We start from the raw sequence: 18410 nt of genomic DNA, 5'->3' as shown, positions 1-18410 counted from the left end.
CTCCTTAAGACTTTGACTCCGCACTCTTCCGGTGCTAATACTTTAGAGTCAAACTTTAGCTCTTAAGTCTTCCGGGCTTAAGAGTGTCCAGTGAAAACCGACGAAGCCCTGACGGGCGGAGTCCACAGGAAGGGGTGTGCACGGTGACCGGCACGGTGAAGCAGCAGAGGCAGCAGCGACGTGGGGCGGGCGGCCCGCTGCGCCGCGTCCAGATCGGGAACGCGCTCAGCGCGTTCGGCAGCGGGTTCACGATGCCGTACATGTTCGTGTACGTGGACCAGGTGCGCGGGCTGGGCGCGCTGGCCGCCGGGATGGTGTTCACCGTCTTCGCGCTGGCCGCGCTCGCCGTCCTGCCGTTCACCGGCCGGGGCATCGACCGCTACGGCCCGCGTCCGGTGCTGCTGGCCGGCGCCGCGCTGGCCGCGACCGGCGCGTTCGCCTTCGGGCACGCCACCGGCACCCCGGCCCTGCTGGTCTCCTCGTTCCTGTTCGGCGCGGGTGTCACCACCTGCCAGCCGGCGCTGGCCACCATGATCGTCCGCTGCTCGACCGCCGCGACCCGCTCGCACGCCTTCGCGCTCCAGTTCACCCTGATCAACCTGGGCATGGGCATCGGCGCGCTGGTCGGCGGGCAGATCGTGGACGTCGCCGACCCGGCCAGCCTGACCCGGCTGTTCACCATCGAGGCCGTCACCTTCCTCGGCCTCGCCCTGGTGACCGGCAGCGCGCGGATCCCGAAGGCCGCGCCGGTGCTGGTCCAGGACGGCGCCGACGCCCCGCGGGGCCTGCGCGCCCTGGTCGCCGACAAGGCGATGCTGCGGCTCTGCGTGCTCGCCGGGCTGATCTTCTTCACCTGCTACGGCCAGTTCGAGTCCGGTGTCGCGGCCTTCGCCACCGACACCGTCGGCACCGCCCCGTCCACCCTGGGCATCGCCATCGGCGCCAACGCGCTGACCATCGTGGTGCTGCAGATGTTCATGGTGCGGATCACCGCCCGCCGCCGCCGCACCACCGCGATGGCCGCCGCCGGCGTGGTCTGGCTCGGCGCCTGGGCGATGGCCCTGGTGGCCGGTCTGATCCGGACCGAGGCGATGGCCGCCACGGTCGCGATCGTCTCGATCTACGCCCTGTTCGGCGTCGGCGAGTCGCTGCTGGCCCCGACCATGGGCCCGATGGTCGCGGACCTCGCCCCGGCCCGGCTGCTCGGTACCTACAACGCCGGGTACGCCCTGGTGAAGCAGATCGCGATCGCCGTCGGCCCCGCCGTGGGCGTGCTGCTGGTCGGCTCCGGCACCTGGCCGGTCTACCTGGCGGCGATGGCCGGCTGCACCGTGCTGATCGTGGTCCAGGCCCTGCGCCTGCGGCCGCACCTCACCGCGGCCCAGGACAACGCGGCCCCCTCGGCGGGGGACGAGCAGGCCCCCGCCACCCCGGTCCGCACCCCGGCCCGGCCGGTCCGGGAGCTCCAGGCAGCCGCCTGACCCGCTGCCCGACCGCCCCGCGACGGGCGCCCGACAGGTCACCTGTCCGGCGCCCGTCGCGCTTGGTTTCGCGCCCACCGGCACATAGTGTCGGTGGCTGTTGACCGTCCGGCCCGACCCCGCTCGGGGCCGGCACCCGGCGAGAACGGCGAAGCGGCGAGGCTACCGAGACCATGACCCAAGCGGCGCTCACCCACCCACCGGCCGCCACGGAGCCCGCCGGCCCGGCACCGGAGCGGCGAGGGCCGAAGCGCCTGGCCGCGGCCCGCTGGGACTGGCTCGGGCCGATCGCGGTGGCGCTCTTCGCCGGTCTGCTGCGGTTCTGGAACCTCGGCCACCCCAACGCCTTCGTCTTCGACGAGACCTACTACCCCAAGGACGCCTGGTCCCTGCTGCGGCAGGGCTACGAGGGCACCTGGCCGGACCACGCGAACGAGCAGATCCTCGGCGTCCCGCAGCAGATCCCGCTCACCTCGGCACCCGAGTTCATCGCCCACCCGCCGCTCGGCAAGTGGGTGATCTCGCTCGGCGAGTGGGGCTTCGGCCTGCACCCCTTCGGCTGGCGGTTCATGACCGCGCTGCTCGGCACCGTCACCGTGCTGATGCTGGCCCGGATCGGCCGCCGGCTCTTCGGCTCCACCCTGATCGGCTGCACCGCCGCCCTGCTGATGGCCGTGGACGGACTGCAGCTGGTGATGAGCCGGGTCGGCCTGCTCGACGGCGTGCAGATGTTCTTCGTCCTGGCCGCCTTCGGCGCGCTGCTGATCGACCGAGACCACGCCCGGGCCCGGCTCGCCGCCGTCCTCCCCGACCGCGGCGGGGACACCGTCCGGCTGGGGTGGCGGCCCTGGCGGATCGCCGCCGGCGCCTGCCTGGGCGCCGCCGCCGGCGTCAAGTGGAACGGCGTCATGGTGCTGGCCGCCTTCGGCGTGCTCACCGTGCTGTGGGACCAGTCGGGCCGCCGTTGGGCCGGCGCCCGCCGCCCCTGGCGCTCGATGCTCCGCCGGGACGCCGGGCCCGCCTTCCTCGCCACGGTCGGCACCGCGTTCGTGGTCTACCTCGGCGGCTGGGCCGGCTGGCTGTTCACCGGCGGCGGCAAGGGCGCGACCGGCGGCGGCTTCGACCGGCACTGGGCCGACGACCGGGCCGGGCTGTCCCCGGACAGCTTCCTCGGCGTCCCGCTGCCGCAGCTCCCGATGGACTGGGTGCCCGCGCCGCTGCGCAGCCTCTGGCACTACCACGCGCAGATGTACGACTTCAACACCGGCCTCAGCAGCCCGCACACCTACCAGTCCAACCCGTTCAGCTGGCTGGTCCAGGGCCGGCCGGTCTCGATGTACTGGGAGCAGGTGCCGGCCGGCCAGCACGGCTGCACCGCCTCCGGCGGCTGCGCGGCGCAGATCCTCGGCCTCGGCACCCCGCTGCTCTGGTGGACGGCCTGCTTCGCCCTGGTCTACCTGCTCTGGCGGTGGGCCTTCCGCCGGGACTGGCGCTCCGGCGCGGTGCTGTGCGCGGTGGCCGGCGTCTACCTGCCGTGGTTCCAGTACCAGGAGCGCACGGTCTTCTCCTTCTACATGGTGGTGCTCGTCCCCTTCCTCTGCCTGGCCGTCGCGCAGATGCTGGGCGCGATGCTCGGCCCGGAGGGCTGCTCGCCCGAACGGCGGCGGATCGGCGCCGCCGGTGCCGGACTCGTCGTGCTGGCGATCATGGCCTGCTTCGCCTTCTTCTACCCGCTGTACACGGCGGAGGTGATCCCGATGACGTCCTGGCAGGACCGGATGTGGTTCACCACCTGGATCTGACCGGTGCCGGGTGTCCCGTCGGCCGCCGGCGGGGGACAACTGCTGCCGGTGACCCCGGCGCTGGGCGCGGTCACCGCGGTGCTGCTGCTGGCCGCCGTCGCGGTCGCGGGGTGGGGCCGGCTCGGGCACGGGCACGCCGTGCTGCGGGCCGGGCTGCGCGCGGTGGTCCAGCTCGCCGCCGTCGCCCTGGTGATCGCCTGGGTGGTCGACTCGCTGTGGTGGTCGGCGCTGTTCGTGCTGCTGATGTTCACGGTCGCGGTGCGGACCGCCGGGCGGCGGATGGTCCCGGACCGGGGGCGGGCCTGGCTGTGGGCGGCCGCGCCGATCGGCGCCGGGGTGCTGCCGGTGCTGGTGCTGCTGCTCGGCAGCGGACTGCTGCCGGCGAAGGGCCTGTCGGTCATCCCGGTCGCCGGCATCCTGATCGGCGGCGCGCTCACCGCGACCTCGCTGTCCGGGCGGCGGGCCCTGGACGAGCTGCGCCAGCGGCACGGCGAGGTCGAGGCGGCGCTGGCGCTGGGCTTCGAGGAGCGGGACGCCCGGATGGAGATCTGCCGGACGGCGGCCGCCACCTCGCTCGTCCCGGCGCTGGACCAGACCCGGACGGTGGGCCTGGTCACGCTGCCGGGGGCGTTCGTGGGCATGCTGCTCGGCGGGGCCTCGCCGGTCCAGGCGGGCACGGTGCAGCTGTTCGTGCTGGTGGCGCTGCTGGCGGTGGAGTCGACGGCGGTCGTGGTGGTGCTGGAGCTGGTCGGCCGGGGGCTGGTCCGGGTCGGTGGCCCCGCCGCGTCCGCGCCGGGCGGCCGGGAGCGGTGATCGGGTAGGCTTGGCCGAGTTGAAGGGGAGTAGCCCTCCACCGGACCGTCGACATACTGGCCCCTCGGGGCCCGGCGCCCGGGGCACCGCGGATCTTCGTCCGACGGGTGCCGGCGAGACCTTCGGCCGCAGTGCTGTGAACGTGGGCGCGTCCGTGCGTCCCACGTGTCTTCCCACCAGCGCTGTCGGGCCGGAGCGACCCCTGACGGAGCTGCCCGCGGTCCGGCAGCCCGAACCCGAGGGACACCACCCCCGATGAGCCTGACTGTCGCCGCGATCACCTTCGGCATCGTCTTCCTGGCCGAACTGCCCGACAAGACCGCCCTGGCCAGCCTGATGCTCGGCGCCAAGTACCGGGCGAGCTACGTCTTCGCAGGCATCGCCGCCGCCTTCGCCCTCCAGGTGGGTATCGCCCTGGTCGCCGGGCACCTGCTGTCGCTGCTGCCGCAGCGCTGGGTCGAGGGTGTCACCGGCGTGCTGTTCCTGGCCGGCGCGGCGATGCTGCTGTTCCACGGCGGGGGCGACGAGGAGGACGGTCACGCCGCCAAGGAGCCGTCCGCGAACAGCTTCTGGAAGGTCGCCGGGGCCAGCTTCGTGGTCGTGGCGATCGCCGAGTTCGGCGACCTGACGCAGATCATGACCGCCAACCTGGCCGCCAAGTACGCCGACCCGCTGGCCGTGGGCCTGGGCGCCTGGCTGGCGCTGTGCGCCGTCGCGGGGATCGCGATCCTGGGCGGGCAGAAGCTGCTGAAGCACGTGCCGATGAAGATCATCATCCGGGTGGCGGCGGGCATCATGGTGCTGATGGCCGTGTTCAGCATCTTCAAGGCGATCACGGGCTGACGGCCCCGGGGCACGGGGTCAGCAGCCGGTGCGCTTCTCCAGCGCGGCCCGGGTGTTGGCCCCGTAGACGCCCTTCTTGTCGCCGCGGACGCCCTGCATGCTCTGGAAGTACGACACGAAGTACTCGGTGTCCCCGTCGAAGTAGCCGTTCACGGGGATGTCCGGCGCCATCCAGCACATCACCACGGCGAGCTTCTGCTGCATGGCCTGCACGTCGGTGCCCTGCATGCCGTACTGCAGCACCCGGTTCGTGGGGGTCGGCGTCGGTGTCGGCGTGGGCGTGGCGCTGGGGCTCGCGGTGGGCGTCGGGGTCGGCGTCGCCGAGGGGCTCGGGGCGGGGCCCGACGGCGCCGGCGGCTGGGTGGCCGGGGCGGAGGTCGGCGCGGGGGCCGGGGCCGGCGGGGCGGCGGCCGCCGTGGTGCTCGGGGCGGCCGGGGGCGGGGTGCTCGCGGTCGACCGGGTCGGCGAGGGCTTGGCGCTGGTGCGGCTCGGCGTGGGCGTCGGGGTGTCGCTGGTGGGCGGCGGTGAGCTCGGGCTCGGCGCGGCCGGGGTGGTCGGGGCCACCGGGGCGGGGGCGATCGTCGTGCTGGGCGGGGGTGCGGTCCGGTCGTCCGGGTCGGCGGACGGGGTGACCGCGTAGGCCAGGCCGACGGTGAGCGCCAGCAGGCCGGCGCCGGCCGCGATCAGCAGCCCCTTGCGGCGGCCGGGCCCGCCACCGTTCTCCTGCTCGGCGGCCCGTCGCGCGGCCCGGCCGCCGGTGGGTGCCGCGGCGTCGGGGGCGACCGGGAAGACGCCGAGTTCGTCCTCGGCGGGGGCGCCGTACGCCCGGGGCGGGGCGCCGGCCGGAGACGGGGGGAACTGCGGGGCGGTGGCGACCGGGGGCAGCACGGTGGTCGCGTAGGCGTCGGCGTCCGGTCCCAGCGGGGGAGTGGCGGGCGCGGGAGCGACCGCGGGCAGCACGGTGGTGCCGAACGGGTCGGCCGTCGGCGGCTCCGGCGCCGGGGGAGCTTCGAGGGTCGCCGGGAAGACCGGTTCCGCCACCTGGCCGACGGCCTGCGGCACGTACGGGCGGACCAGCGGCGGGCCCTCCAGGTGCGGCAGGACGGCGGTGTCGTCGAGGCCGTGGTCCGGCGGGAGGCAGCCGCACCCGGTGGATCGTGCGGAGCCGCACGTCGGGCAGCGCTGGTCCGGCATCGGCCGGCCCTCCTCGGTTCTCGGTCGTTCGCGGTCGTTCGCGGTCCCGGACGCGCGGTCGGTCGGACTCGTGTTCAGGCGATGGACGGGCCTGATTATGCAGGACGTCCCTGAGGGGGGACAGGGGCGTCCGGCCCGGTGTGGGGACCTTGTGCCGGTTGGTGGGGGTTGGTCGTCGATGAACGGTGGGTGTGCGGATGTGAAGGTCCGGCTGACGTCCGTGCTTACGTTCGGCTCAACTGAACGGAGCAAAACGGTGCATATCTGACAGCATGGTGGCCTGGAGTGATCATCTGTCGACCTGTGAGGGATACGGAGACGCCATGACGGATCCGATCGCCGCGTCCGACCGGAGCCCGGACGGGGGGCCGGGACCGGGGTCCCCGGGGGTTCCCGCACAGCCCCCGGTCACCGCGGGCAGTCTGTGGGTGCCGATCGGGGCCCTGCTGCTGGCGATGCTGCTCGCCGCGCTCGACCAGACGATCGTCTCCACGGCGCTGCCCACCATCGTCAGCGACCTCGGCGGCCTGGAGCACCTGTCCTGGGTGGTCACCGCCTACATGCTCGCCTCGACCGCGGCCACCCCGCTGTGGGGCAAGCTCGGCGACATGTACGGCCGGAAGGTCTTCTTCCAGGCCTCCATCGTGATCTTCCTGCTGGGCTCGGTGCTGTGCGGCATCGCCCAGAACATGGGTGAGCTGATCGCCTTCCGCGCCGTCCAGGGCCTGGGCGGCGGCGGTCTGATCGTGCTCTCGCAGGCCATCGTCGGGGACCTCGTGCCGCCCCGGGACCGGGGCAAGTACCAGGGCGTCTTCGGTGCCGTCTTCGGGGTCACCAGCGTGCTCGGCCCGCTGCTCGGCGGCCTGTTCGTCGACAACCTCAGCTGGCGCTGGGTGTTCTACATCAACCTGCCGATCGGCGTGGTCGCCCTGGTGGTGATCGCCGCCGTGCTGCACGGGTCGGAGGTCCGGCGCCGGCACCGGATCGACTACCCCGGCACGGTGCTGATCGCCTCGGTGGCCACCTGCCTGGTGCTGATGACCTCGCTCGGCGGGACGACCTGGGGGTGGAGCTCCTGGCAGATCGTCGGCCTGGGCGTGCTCGGCCTGGTCCTGCTGGTCGCCTTCGTCCAGGTGGAGCGGACCGCGGAGGAGCCCGTCCTGCCGCTGCGGCTGTTCCGCTCCCGGACCTTCAGCCTGGTGGCGGTCATCTCCTTCGTGGTGGGCTTCGCGATGTTCGGCGCGCTCACCTATCTGCCCACCTTCCTCCAGGTGGTCATGAAGGTCTCGCCGACGATGTCCGGCATCCACATGCTGCCGATGGTGATCGGCATGCTGGTCACCTCGATCGGCTCCGGGCAGATCGTCGCCAGGACCGGCCACTACCGGGTCTTCCCGATCGCCGGCACCGCGATCACGGTCGTCGGCCTGTTCCTGCTCTCCCTGCTCGACGAGCACAGCAGCACCTTCGAGATGAGCTGCTACTTCCTGGTCTTCGGCCTCGGCCTCGGCCTGGTGATGCAGGTGCTGGTGCTGATCGTGCAGAACTCCGTCGGCTACCAGGACCTCGGTGTCGCCACCGCCGGAGCGACCTTCTTCCGCTCCATCGGCGCCTCCTTCGGGGTGTCCGTGTTCGGCACGATCTTCGCCTCCGGGCTGAACGACCGGCTGGGCGCCGCCCTGGCCGGCGTCCCGCTGCCGCCCGGCTTCGGCCCCGGGGCGATCACCTCCGACCCGCGCGTCGTCGAGCAGCTGCCCGCCGCGACCCAGGCCGCGGTCTACCACGCCTACGCCGAGTCGATCACCCGGGTCTTCCTCTACGCGGTGCCGGTGGCGGTGGTCGCCTTCGTGCTCTCGCTGTTCCTGCGCGAGCAGAAGCTGCGCACCACCGTGACCGCCCCCGACCTCTCCGAGTCCATCGGCCTCAATCCGGTCGAGCGCTCCTCGCTGGACGAGATCAGCCGGGCGCTGTCCGTCCTCGGTACCCGGGAGGCGCGGCGCGACCTGTTCAAACGGATCACCGCGACGGCGGGGCTCGACCTCAAGCCGGCCTCCAGCTGGCTGCTGCTGCAGATGTACCACCACGGCTCGGTGGAGCCCGCCGAACTGGCGGAGCGCCGGATCGTGCCCTTCTCGGTGGTGGAGGAGGCGGTGCGCGAGGTCGAGGGCCGGGGGCTGGCGGCCCGCTCCGGCGGGCTCCCGCTGCGGCTCACCGAGCCGGGCGAGGCGGCGGCCGTCCAACTGGTCGCGGCCCGGCGGAAGCAGCTCGCCGAACTGCTCGGCGACTGGGACGAGAAGCAGTTCGACGACCTGGCCGCACTGCTCACCCGGCTGGCCTCCACGCTCTGCGCCGACGAGCGGGACCGGCCCGACCGGGTCGTGGAGGAGCACCCGTACCACGGTGAAGGCCGCTCGTTCTGACGGTCGTTCCTGCCGAGGGCCGCTCGTTCGGACGCCTGCGTCACGGGCCCCCGAACCACCTCGGGGTGTCCAGGCGGAACGGGTCCCCGGGCGCGAGCGTCCGCAGCGCGTCCTCCAGTTCCCGCAGCCGCTCCTCGCCGCCCAGTTGTGCGACCCACTCCTCGCGCAGCTCCTCGAAGATCCGGGCCGACCGGACCAGGCAGTCCACCCCGCGCGCCGTCAGTCGGACCACCTTGCGGCGGGCGTCCGCCGGGTCGCTGCCGCGCTCGACGTAGCCGAGCCGTTCCAGCTGCTCGACGGTCTTGCCGGCCGCCTGCTTGGACACCCCGAGCCGCTTCCCCAGCTCGACGGCGGTGGTGCCGTGCGGGCCGATCGCCTGGAACACGAACCCGTGCGTCGGGCGGAGGTCGGGGTGGCCCTCGCGGGCGATCCGCTCGTGCAGCTCGTCGATGACGGTCCGGAACGCGAACAGCAGCCGCAGCGGCAGCTCGTAGCCCGGCGTGACGTCTTCCCCGGATTCCCTTGACACGATAGACAACCTCATTGACCATATAGACAACTTGGTTGTCCATTGTAAGGGAGACACCCGCTCTTGTCCGTCATCCGCAGCACCGACGCCCGCCGTACCGAGACCCCCAACGCCGTGATGACCACCTACGCCTCGCCCACCCAGGGCGGCACCGGCCTCGCGCTGTGGCGGGTCGAGATGCAGGCGGCCCGCTCGGGCCCGCGCCACACCATGGACACCGAGCAGGTGTGGACCTTCCTCACCGGCACCGCGGTGGTCGACCTGGACGGCGAGGAGCTCGCCCTCGCCGCCGGTGACACCCTCGTCCTGCCCGCCGACCTGCCCCGCGTGATGCGCTCCGAGGACGGCTTCACCGCCGTCGTCGCCTCCCCGGCGCCCTCCATGGCCGTCAACCTGGACACCGGCGACCGGGTCGCCCCGCCGTGGATCGTGTGAGGTGTAGCAGACTGCCTCCCGGAACAACCCTGAGGAGGTACGGCGTGTCCGTCGTCAAGATCAATGTGCTGACCGTTCCGGCTGAGCAGCGGGAGGTGCTGGAGCAGCGCTTCGGCGCCCGGGCCGGTGCGGTGGAGAACTCGGACGGCTTCGAGTACTTCGAGCTGCTCCGCCCGGTCGAGGGGACCGACCAGTACCTGGTGTACACCCGCTGGCGGGACGAGGAGTCCTTCCAGGCCTGGCTCGCGGGCCCGATGCAGGCCGCGCACCGGCCGGCGGCCAAGGACGGCGAGGCGCCGCAGCGGCCCGCCGCCGCCGGCTCCACCCTGTGGTCCTTCGACGTGGTGCAGTCGGCCGGCCCGAAGGGCTGAGATCCGCATTCGCGGAACGGCGCGCCCCGGACGCGACGGCGTCCGGGGCGCGCCGCCGTCGGTCGCTCAGTCGGTCGGGGGCCGGAAGGCGACCGGGGCGGCGAAGGCGGCGCGGCGGGTGGCGCGGCGCAGGGCGCGCAGGACCGGCGTGCCGAGGGTGAGGCAGAGCACCACGGTGAGGGCGGCGCGGGGGAGGTCCCAGCCGAGGGACGTGGTGAGGCAGTAGGCGGCGAAGCGGACCAGGTTCTCGGACAGCGGATCGCCGGGGACGAAGGAGATCGAGCTCGCGAGGCCGGCGATGTAGGGCCAGCCCTGGAGGTTCATGATCACGCCGTAGAGCAGCGAGGCGACGGCCCCGTAGCCGGCGAGCAGGGCGAGTTCGCCGCGGCCGCGCAGCCGGGCCGGGCCGGGGAGGAGGCCGGCGCCGAGGCACACCCAGCCCATGGCGAGCATCTGGAACGGCAGCCAGGGTCCGACGCCGCCGGTGAGCAGCGCGGAGGCGAACATCGACAGCGCGCCGAGCACGAAGCCGAAGCCCGGTCCGAGTACCCGGCCGGACAGCACCATCAGGAAGAACATCGGCTCCAGTCCGGCCGTGCCCGCGCCGAGCGGGCGCAGGGCGGCGCCGGCGGCCGCGAGCACGCCGAGGAGCGCGACGGACTTGGCGTCGAGTCCGGGGGCCCCGCCGCCCGCCGTCCGGCCCTCGGAGATCTGGGCGACGACGACGGCGAGGAGCAGCGGGAGCAGCAGGGCGAACAGCCAGGGGGCGTCGGCGGAGTGGCCGACCAGGGCGGACCGGGCGGAGGCGAGCAGCGGCCAGCCGAAGCCGGCCACGCCGACCAGGGAGGTCAGGGCCAGGGCGAGGACCGAGCGGCGGCCGAGCGGGACCGGGCGGGCGAGCGAGGACGGCGGGGTCATGCGGCGGGCCCGATCCGGTCGAGGGCCTCGGCGACCTGGCGGACGGTGAGCCAGGGGCCGGGGGCGAGGATCTTGGCGACCTGCGGGGCGAAGGCCGGCGAGCCGAGCACCACCTCGGGGGTCGGTCCGTCCGCGACGATCTCGCCGTCGGCCAGGACGGCCGTGCGGTCGGAGAGTTCGGCGGCCAGTTCGACGTCGTGGGTGGCGAGCAGGACGCCGTGGCCCTCGGCGGCGAGGCCGCGCAGGATCTCGACCAGCCGGGCCTTGGCCGCGTAGTCGAGGCCCCGGGTGGGCTCGTCGAGCAGGATCAGCGGCGGGCGGGCGGTCAGTACCACCGCCAGGGCCAGGCTGAGCCGCTGGCCCTCGGAGAGGTCGCGCGGGTGGACGGCGTCGGGCAGGCCGGGCAGCAGCCGCTCCACCAGGGCGCGGCAGGTGCCGGGTTCGGCGCCCGCGTCGTGGTCGGCGGAGGCGCACTCGGCGGTGACGCTCTCGCCGTACAGCAGGTCGCGCGGGTCCTGCGGGACGAGGCCGACGTGGCGGACGAGTTCGGCGGGCCGGGTGCGGTGCGGGGTGCGGCCGCCGACGTCGACCGAGCCGGAGGCCGGCGCGTGCAGGCCGACCAGGGCGCCGAGCAGGGTGGACTTGCCGGCGCCGTTGCGGCCCATCAGGGCGGTGATCGTCCCGGCGTGCAGGGTGAGGTCGACGCCGCGCAGGGCCGGGACCGGGCCGCGTCGGACCACCAGCCGGGAGGCGGTGGCGAGCGGGGTGCCGGGGTCCGTGGCGGCGGGCGCGGCGGGCGGGCGGTGGCCGTCGAGCCGGGCGCGCAGGCCGGCCGCCCGGCGGCGGGCGTCGCGGACGGTGAGCGGCAGCGGGTGCCAGCCGGCCAGCCGGCCGAGCCCGACCACCGGCGGGTGGACCGGTGAGTGGGCCATGACCTCGGCGGGATCGCCCAGGACGGGCGGCGTGCCGGGGGTCAGCAGCAGGACCCGGTCGGCGTACTGGACCACGCGCTCCAGCCGGTGCTCGGCCATCAGTACGGTGGTGCCGAGGTCGTGCACCAGGCGCTGGAGCACCGCCAGTACCTCCTCGGCGGCGCCCGGGTCGAGCGCGGAGGTCGGCTCGTCCAGGACCAGCACCTTCGGGTGGACGGTGAGCACCGAGCCGATGGCGACCCGCTGCTGCTGGCCGCCGGAGAGCGAGCCGAGCGCCCGCTGCCGCAGCTCGGCCAGGCCGAGGAGGTCGAGGGTCTCCTCGACCCGGCGCCGCATCACGTCCGTCGGCAGGCCCAGGGACTCCATGCCGTAGGCGAGTTCGTCCTCGACCGTGTCGGTGACGAAGTGCGCCCTCGGGTCCTGGCCCACCGTGCCGACCAGGTCGGCGAGTTCGCGCGGGCGGTGGTCCCGGGTGTCGCGCCCGCCGACGGTGACCCGGCCGTGCAGCACGCCGCCGGTGAAGTGCGGGACGAGGCCGCTCACGGTGCCCAGCAGGGTCGACTTGCCGGAGCCCGACGGGCCGACGAGCAGGCAGAGTTCGCCCTCGGGGACGGTCAGGTCGACGCCCTCGACGGTGGGCGCCTCGGCGTCGGCGTACTGGACGCCGACCTGTTCGAAGGTGATCACGGAGTCCTCCCGGGCCCGGACGGGGTCCTGGCGGTGGTGGCGGCCTTGGCGGCGGTGCCTGCGGTGGTGGTGGCTGTGGTGGTGCCGGCGGTGCTTCCGGCGGAGGCACCGGTGGTGTCCGGCGGCACCGGGGTGACGAAGGCGGGCAGCAGCCCGAACAGGACGGCCGCCGCCGCGGCGAGCGGCAGCACCGGCGCGGTCGGCGGTACGACGGTGGGGGCGAAGGCGAGCGGGTCCAGCGCGGCCAGCCAGGCCGTCGCCGCCGCCACCGCGACCCCGGACCCGGCGGTGAGCCACTCCGGCAGCGCCCAGGGGTCGGGCCGGTGGCGGGTCCGGACCGAACGCCGCCCGCCCAGCAGCAGTCCGGCGAAGGCGGCGGCCAGGCCGATCACCAGCACCGGCACCGCCCAGCCGGCGCCGTCGGCCGTCAGCAGCCCGTACGCGGCCAGGCAGACGCCGAGCAGTCCGGCCAGGGTCAGCCCGGCGGTGAGCGCCGCGATCCGGCGCGGCACCGCGGCGGTGCGCCCGAAGCCGCGGGTGTCCATCGCCGCCGCCAGCGCCACCGAGCGCTCCAACGCGCCCTCCAGGACGGGCAGTCCGACGCTGAGCACGGCGGCCACGCCCCGGTCGCTGCGGCCGCGCAGGCGGCGGGCGGCGCGCAGCCGCTGCACGTCGGCCACCAGGTTGGGCGCGAAGGTCATCGCGACCACCACGGCCACGCCCGCCTCGTAGAGCGCGCCGGGGAGGGTGCGCAGCAGCCGGGCCGGGCTGGCGAGGGCGTTGGCGGCGCCCACGCACACCAGCAGGGTGGCCAGCCGCAGCCCGTCGTACAGCGCGGCGAGCAGCCCCTCGGCGGTCACCCGGCCGCCGATCCGGACGCCCTGCGCCCAGGCGGGCAGGGGGACTTCGGGGAGGGTGAGCAGGACGTGGGTGCCGGGGACCGGCGAGCCGAGGAGGACGGCGAACAGCAGCCGGATGCCGAGCACCAGGAGGCCGAGCCGCAGGAACGCGCCGTAGGAGCGCGACCAGGGCGCGTCGCCGCGCCGGGCGGCGACGACGTACCCGGCGACGGCGGCCAGCAGCAGCAGGACCAGGGGGTTGGTGGTGCGGGTGGCGGCCGCGCCCAGGCCGAGCGCCCACAACCACCAGGCACCGGGGTGCAGTTGGCGAGGTCCGGCGGCCGGTCGGCGGCGGGCGGCGCGGGGAGTGGGCACGGTGGGGTCCAGGGGATCGGTCCGGAGCGGGGCGGCGGGCGGGCGGGGCCGGGTGGTGGCCGGCCTCATCGGCGGCGGCGCGACTGCCAACGGGCGCCCGCGGCCACGGCGAGCACGAGGGCCAGACCGGCGCCGACCCCGAGAGCGGGTCCGGAGGCACCGGGGGAGGCCCCGGCCGCGGTCGCGCCGGTGGCGTCGGCGGGACCGGCACCGGTCGAGGGGGCGGCGGTGCCGGCCGGCCGGTCCGCGCCGCCCAGCTGCTCGCCGCAGCCCGTGCGCGGATAGCCCGCGATGGCGCAGAGCAGCCCGTTGGTGTCGTACCGCAGCGGCGGGGCGACGGTGGCCAGGACCTCCGCCGAGCTGGCCCGGGTCGGCACGACGGCGCAGGCGGTCCGGGGCTCCGGCGGGGTCTCGCGGGCGGGGGCGTCGGCGGGGCCGCCGAAGTCCAGCACCACGGCGACCCGTTTGCGCCCGGCCTCGGCGGGCGTGCTGGCGCAGAGGGCGGCGAAGTCCCCGACCGGACCGGGCCGGGCGGCCTGTTGGCCGCCGTCGGGGCTGACGGCGAACCGCCAGCCCTCGACCTCGCCGTCCGCCGGGACGTGCACGGCGGGGCCCTGCTGCTGGTACACCCAGCCGCCGTCGGACCAGCGCCAGAACGACCAGTACCGGTAGCCGGCGGCCTGCGCCTGCGCGGCGCCGAGCAGGAGCACGATCAGCAGTCCGGCGACCGCCCCGGCGAGGAAGCGCAGGGCCGCCCGCACCACCCGCCGCCGGGCCGCCGCCCGGTCCCCGGCGGCGGTGGCGACGGTGTCGGGGGTGGCAGCGGCCGGGACCGGGGCCGTGGTCGGACGCGGTTCCCGGTCCCGGCCGGGAGGGGTCACAGCTTCGCGCCGCGCTTGCGCTGCAGGCTGAGCACCAGCCCGCCGCCGATGCCGATCAGCAGGCCGACGCCGAGCAGCCAGAACTTGCCGATGCCGCCGTCCTTGTCCTTCTCGGTCGAGGTCGAGGCCGAGGCGGAGGCGGAGGCACCGGCGGACGCGGTGCCGACGGCCTTGGGCGCCGGGCCGAGCGCGGTCAGCTGCTTGACCAGGTCGGCCCCGCCGAAGGCGGCCGGGTCGCGCTGCGCGGCCTGCGCCACCAGCACCAGGGTGGCGGTGGCGGCGGCGTCGGTGCCGCCCTTGGTCCAGTTGCCGCCCTCCTGGGCCAGCCAGTCGACGGCGCCCGCGGCCTGCTGCGGGTGCCCGCCCTGGACCAGGCCGAGCGCCGCCCAGGCGGTGGCGGTGTAGTCGGGGGTGGGCGCGGCGCCGGGCAGGGTGAGGGTCAGGTGCTGGCCGCCCGCAGCGAGCTGGGCGGTGAGGTAGGCGCCCGCCGCCTCGCCGGAGTCGGCCCGGGGGACGGCGGTGGCGGTGGCGCCGCCGTCGGCGCAGGCCAGGGCCTTGGGGGCGGCGTCGGTCCGGTTGCCGTTGGCGACCGGCAGCTTCCCGCCGGCCGCGGCGAGCGAGGCCTGGCCGCTGGCGAGGGCGTTGGGCTCGGCGGCGGGGGCGCCGGCCGGGGCGGTCTGGTAGACGAAGGCACCGCGCTGGTCGGCGGGGGCGGCGCAGCCGAGCTGGAAGACGGCGAGCCCGTCGAAGGCGCTGCGGCCGGCCTTGGCGACGCCCGCGGGGTCGTTCCTGGTCGCGATCAGGGCGTTGACGGCGAGGCCGGTGGAGTTGGCGTCGCCCGGGTTGCCCGGGTTGTAGGCCCAGCTGCCGTCCGCGTTCTGGTTGGCCTTGAGCCACTGGACGCCCTTGTCCACGGCGTCCTGGTGCCCGCCGAGGGTGGTCAGCGCCTGGATCGCGAGCGCGGTCGCGTTGCTGTCCTCGAACGTCGGGTCGCAGGCGGTCGCGGTGTCGGCGCGGTACGAGGGCCAGCCGCCGTCGGCGCACTGCTGTCCGGTCAGCCAGGACACGGCCGAGTCGGCCGGGGTCACCTTGGCGGCGGTCAGCGCGGTCAGGGCGAGGGACTGCCGCCACACCGCGTCGTAGGTGGGGTCGCCCTTGCCGTACAGGCCCTCGGGGAGCGGTGCGGTGCCGAGGCTCGCGGTGGGGCTCGGGATGTCGGCGAACGCCGGGGTGGCGGCGGCGGTGCCGGCGAGCAGCGCGGCGGCCAGGGCGGCGGCGCCCGCGCGGGCGGCGGTCAGCATGATCGGAGTTGTGCCTTTCGATGAGCGGTGCCGGCCGGGGCCGGCGTTCCGTGGACCTCGACGGTGCCCGGCGGTGGTCCGCCCGGCATGGGCCGCTCGCCTCTCCCCGGGTGCTCCGGCTCGCCGGCGGACGGGCGCCGGGCTCACGGTTGCGGGGTCAGCGCCGGATTCGCACCGGCTTTCCCCGGAATTGGAGAAGCGGGATGGAGTTGTCCTGCCCGTCGACTCTAGCCGCCGGTCCGGGCGTCCCGGTCCGACCGGGGTGAGAACAGGTTCCAGTTCGCCGCCCGCCCGCCGGGCCGGCGGCGGGCCGGTCCCGGGGTCGCCCGTCGGGCCGGTCTCAGGGCAGGTCCAGCAGCCGGGCGGCGGTGTGCAGGTCGGCCCTGACCTCGGCGATCGAGGCGCGGCCGGAGAGCCAGGCGACCAGTGCCGCGTGCCAGGTGTGCTCGATCACCCGGACGGCGGCACGCTGGCTCCCGGTCGGCGGCCCGGACTGCCCGATGGCGTCCAGGATGAGCTGCCCGGTGGCGGCGGAGACCTGGTCCACCTCGGCGCCCACCGAGCGGTCGGCGAAGGAGAGCGCGCGGACCATCGCCTCGGCCAGCAGCGGTTCGCGCTGCAGCGCGTGGAACGCCCGGGTCAGCGTCTCGGCGACCCGCGGCGCCGGTTCGCGCTCGGTCGGCGGGTGCCGCCGGACCTGCTCCTGGAGGCCGCGCAGCTGCTCCAGCATGACCGCGACCAGCAGGTGGACCTTCGACGGGAAGTACCGGTAGAGGGTGCCCAGGGCCACCTGCGCGCCCTCCGCCACCTCCCGCATCTGGACCGCGTCGTAGCCGCCGCGGGCCGCCAGCGCGGTCGCGGTCCGCAGGATCCGGCGCCGCCGTTCGGCCTGCCGGGCGGTCAGCGGCGGGGCCGTCGGGGCGTCCGGCAGCGGCGCCGGGGCGGCGCCGGGCGGGAGGGCGGCGGAGGGGGGGTCGGAGGGGGTGGACGTCGGCGGCGCGGGCGCTGCGGGCGGGGGTGAGGACGGTGACGGCAAGGACGCTCCCGGGCGCGAGAGTGGTGGGGCTGCTCCGGACGGGCACGGTCGGCCGGGCGTGGCGCCCGGGCGTGGCGCGAATCACCAGCCCTGGATCCTGAGCGGAAGCTACGGGCCGGTATCTTCGAGGTCTCTCATTGTTCACAGGGTCACCGGTGAACTCCACACCACACTGAAACCTGATCTACTTTACCGACCGGCAGCACAGACAGCAGCAGAGATGAGGGCCGACGATGACCGCGCAGCCGCTGCGGATTGCCCTGCTCTCCTACCGCGGCGACCCGTTCTGCGGCGGTCAGGGCGTCTACGTACGGCACCTCTCCCGTGAGCTGGCCCGGCTCGGCCACCACGTGGACGTGATCGGCGCCCAGCCGTACCCCGTCCTGGACGAGGTCGAGGGACCGGGTTCGGTCCGGCTGGTCGAGCTGCCCAGTCTGGACCTCTACCGCGCCGACGACCCCTTCCGCACCCCGGCGCGCGAGGAGTACCGGGGGGCGGTGGACGTCCTGGAGTACGCCACCATGCGCACCGGCGGCTTCCCCGAGCCGCTGACCTTCTCGCTGCGCGCCCGCCAGTACCTGGCCCGGCACCGGGGCCGCTACGACGTGGTGCACGACAACCAGACGCTCGGCTACGGCCTGCTCGGCCTGGCCCGGCACGGCTTCCCGCTGGTCACCACGATCCACCACCCGATCACGGTGGACCGGCAGGTCGAACTGGACGCCGCCCCCGGTCGGCTGAAGCGGCTGTCGCTGCGCCGCTGGTACGCCTTCACCCGGATGCAGCGCCGGGTCGCCGCCCGGCTGGAACACATCATCACCGTCTCCGGCAGCTCCAAGCGCGAGATCGCCGAGCACCTGGGCGCCGCCCCGGACGCCGTCTCGGTGGTGCCGATCGGCGCCGACACCCGGCTGTGGTCCCCGTCGGACGAGGTCGCCCGGGTGCCCGGACGGATCGTCACCACCTCCAGCGCCGACGTCCCGCTCAAGGGCCTGGTGCACCTGGTCGAGGCGCTGGCGAAGGTCCGCACCGAACGGGACGCGCACCTGGTCGTGGTCGGCAAGCCGCAGAAGGAGGACGGCCCGATCGCCCGCGCCGTGCGCGCCTTCGGACTGGAGCCGCACATCGAGTTCCGGCACGGCCTGACCGACCGGGAGCTGGTCGACCTCTACCGCTCGGCCGAGGTGGCCTGCGTGCCGTCGCTCTACGAGGGCTTCTCGCTGCCGGCCGCCGAGGCGATGGCCACCGCGACCCCGCTGGTCGCCACCACCGGCGGCGCGATCCCCGAGGTGGCAGGTCCGGACGGCGAGAGCTGCCTGGCGGTGCCCCCGGGCGACGCGGACGCGCTCGCGACGGCGCTCGGCCGACTGCTGGACGACCCGGAGCTGCGCGCGGCGCTCGGCGCGGCGGGCCGGGAGCGGGTGCTCGCCCGGTTCACCTGGGAGCGTGCCGCCGAGCTGACCGTCGAGGGCTACCGGGCCGCGATCGCCACCGGCGCCGGCCGCCGGGCCCGCTCCGGCCCGGGCTGGCGCTACGTGGCCTGACGGCGTCCG

At 75.1% G+C, this 18410-nt stretch carries 16 protein-coding genes; 8 read left to right on the top strand and 8 right to left on the bottom strand.

Features of this window, described 5'->3' with window-relative positions:
* The first annotated feature begins 143 nt into the window (after positions 1-143).
* The 4 genes from ACW14Y_RS14245 to ACW14Y_RS14230 all read left to right on the top strand — a co-directional run bounded on the left by ACW14Y_RS14245 (position 144) and on the right by ACW14Y_RS14230 (position 4939).
* Positions 144-1481, top strand: a complete 1338-nt coding sequence (locus tag ACW14Y_RS14245; RefSeq protein ID WP_380308690.1) for an MFS transporter — start codon at positions 144-146, stop codon at positions 1479-1481.
* Between the two features lie 173 nt (positions 1482-1654).
* Positions 1655-3283 (top strand): dolichyl-phosphate-mannose--protein mannosyltransferase, encoded by a 1629-nt coding sequence (locus tag ACW14Y_RS14240; protein ID WP_380443858.1) that lies wholly within the window; start codon positions 1655-1657, stop codon positions 3281-3283.
* Positions 3284-3286: 3 nt separating this feature from the next.
* Positions 3287-4096: an ABC transporter permease gene (locus tag ACW14Y_RS14235; RefSeq protein WP_456986978.1), complete on the top strand. Its 810-nt coding sequence runs from the start codon at positions 3287-3289 to the stop codon at positions 4094-4096.
* Between the two features lie 255 nt (positions 4097-4351).
* Positions 4352-4939 (top strand): TMEM165/GDT1 family protein, encoded by a 588-nt coding sequence (locus tag ACW14Y_RS14230; RefSeq protein WP_380308696.1) that lies wholly within the window; start codon positions 4352-4354, stop codon positions 4937-4939.
* A gap of 18 nt (positions 4940-4957) precedes the next feature.
* On the opposite strand, the gene ACW14Y_RS14225 is transcribed toward ACW14Y_RS14230, so the two are convergent.
* On the bottom strand, positions 4958-6133 hold the full coding sequence (locus ACW14Y_RS14225) for a peptidoglycan-binding domain-containing protein (RefSeq protein ID WP_380443862.1): 1176 nt from the start codon (positions 6131-6133) through the stop codon (positions 4958-4960).
* A gap of 323 nt (positions 6134-6456) precedes the next feature.
* Here ACW14Y_RS14225 and ACW14Y_RS14220 point away from each other — a divergent pair, with 323 nt between their 5' ends.
* Positions 6457-8553 (top strand): DHA2 family efflux MFS transporter permease subunit, encoded by a 2097-nt coding sequence (locus ACW14Y_RS14220; protein WP_456986975.1) that lies wholly within the window; start codon positions 6457-6459, stop codon positions 8551-8553.
* Positions 8554-8593: 40 nt separating this feature from the next.
* Here ACW14Y_RS14220 and ACW14Y_RS14215 read toward each other — a convergent pair whose 3' ends face one another.
* The gene (locus ACW14Y_RS14215; protein WP_456986973.1) at positions 8594-9082 is read right to left on the bottom strand and encodes a MarR family winged helix-turn-helix transcriptional regulator; all 489 of its coding nucleotides are present in this window, start codon (positions 9080-9082) and stop codon (positions 8594-8596) included.
* A gap of 63 nt (positions 9083-9145) precedes the next feature.
* On the opposite strand from ACW14Y_RS14215, the gene ACW14Y_RS14210 reads away from it, so the two are divergent.
* Both ACW14Y_RS14210 and ACW14Y_RS14205 read left to right on the top strand, forming a co-directional pair.
* A complete protein-coding gene (locus ACW14Y_RS14210) occupies positions 9146-9517 on the top strand; it encodes a cupin domain-containing protein (protein ID WP_456986971.1) in 372 nt (123 codons plus the stop codon).
* A 44-nt stretch (positions 9518-9561) separates the two neighbouring features.
* A complete protein-coding gene (locus tag ACW14Y_RS14205) occupies positions 9562-9888 on the top strand; it encodes an antibiotic biosynthesis monooxygenase family protein (RefSeq protein WP_030391634.1) in 327 nt (108 codons plus the stop codon).
* A gap of 66 nt (positions 9889-9954) precedes the next feature.
* Here ACW14Y_RS14205 and ACW14Y_RS14200 read toward each other — a convergent pair whose 3' ends face one another.
* The 6 genes from ACW14Y_RS14200 to ACW14Y_RS14175 all read right to left on the bottom strand — a co-directional run bounded on the left by ACW14Y_RS14200 (position 9955) and on the right by ACW14Y_RS14175 (position 16857).
* On the bottom strand, positions 9955-10806 hold the full coding sequence (locus ACW14Y_RS14200; RefSeq protein WP_456986968.1) for an ECF transporter S component: 852 nt from the start codon (positions 10804-10806) through the stop codon (positions 9955-9957).
* Positions 10803-12425, bottom strand: coding sequence for an ABC transporter ATP-binding protein (locus ACW14Y_RS14195; RefSeq protein ID WP_380308706.1), 1623 nt, complete (start codon positions 12423-12425; stop codon positions 10803-10805). The genes ACW14Y_RS14200 and ACW14Y_RS14195 overlap by 4 nt, the downstream gene beginning before the upstream one ends.
* A complete protein-coding gene (locus tag ACW14Y_RS14190; protein ID WP_456986966.1) occupies positions 12422-13639 on the bottom strand; it encodes a CbiQ family ECF transporter T component in 1218 nt (405 codons plus the stop codon). The genes ACW14Y_RS14195 and ACW14Y_RS14190 overlap by 4 nt, the downstream gene beginning before the upstream one ends.
* 65 nt (positions 13640-13704) lie before the next feature.
* Positions 13705-14403 (bottom strand): SCO2322 family protein, encoded by a 699-nt coding sequence (locus ACW14Y_RS14185; RefSeq protein ID WP_456988159.1) that lies wholly within the window; start codon positions 14401-14403, stop codon positions 13705-13707.
* A gap of 113 nt (positions 14404-14516) precedes the next feature.
* Positions 14517-15821, bottom strand: a complete 1305-nt coding sequence (locus ACW14Y_RS14180; protein WP_456986964.1) for a prenyltransferase/squalene oxidase repeat-containing protein — start codon at positions 15819-15821, stop codon at positions 14517-14519.
* A gap of 340 nt (positions 15822-16161) precedes the next feature.
* Complete coding sequence (locus tag ACW14Y_RS14175) at positions 16162-16857, bottom strand: TetR family transcriptional regulator (protein WP_456986962.1); 696 nt, start codon at positions 16855-16857, stop codon at positions 16162-16164.
* Positions 16858-17090: 233 nt separating this feature from the next.
* Between ACW14Y_RS14175 and ACW14Y_RS14170 the strand changes: the two genes are divergently transcribed.
* On the top strand, positions 17091-18401 hold the full coding sequence (locus ACW14Y_RS14170; protein ID WP_380308714.1) for a glycosyltransferase family 4 protein: 1311 nt from the start codon (positions 17091-17093) through the stop codon (positions 18399-18401).
* Positions 18402-18410 lie beyond the last annotated feature (9 nt).

The sequence above is a fragment of the Kitasatospora sp. cg17-2 genome, assembly GCF_054031055.1.
Note: the sequence above shows the minus strand (reverse complement) of the source record. Positions and strands in the feature narration are given on the sequence as shown.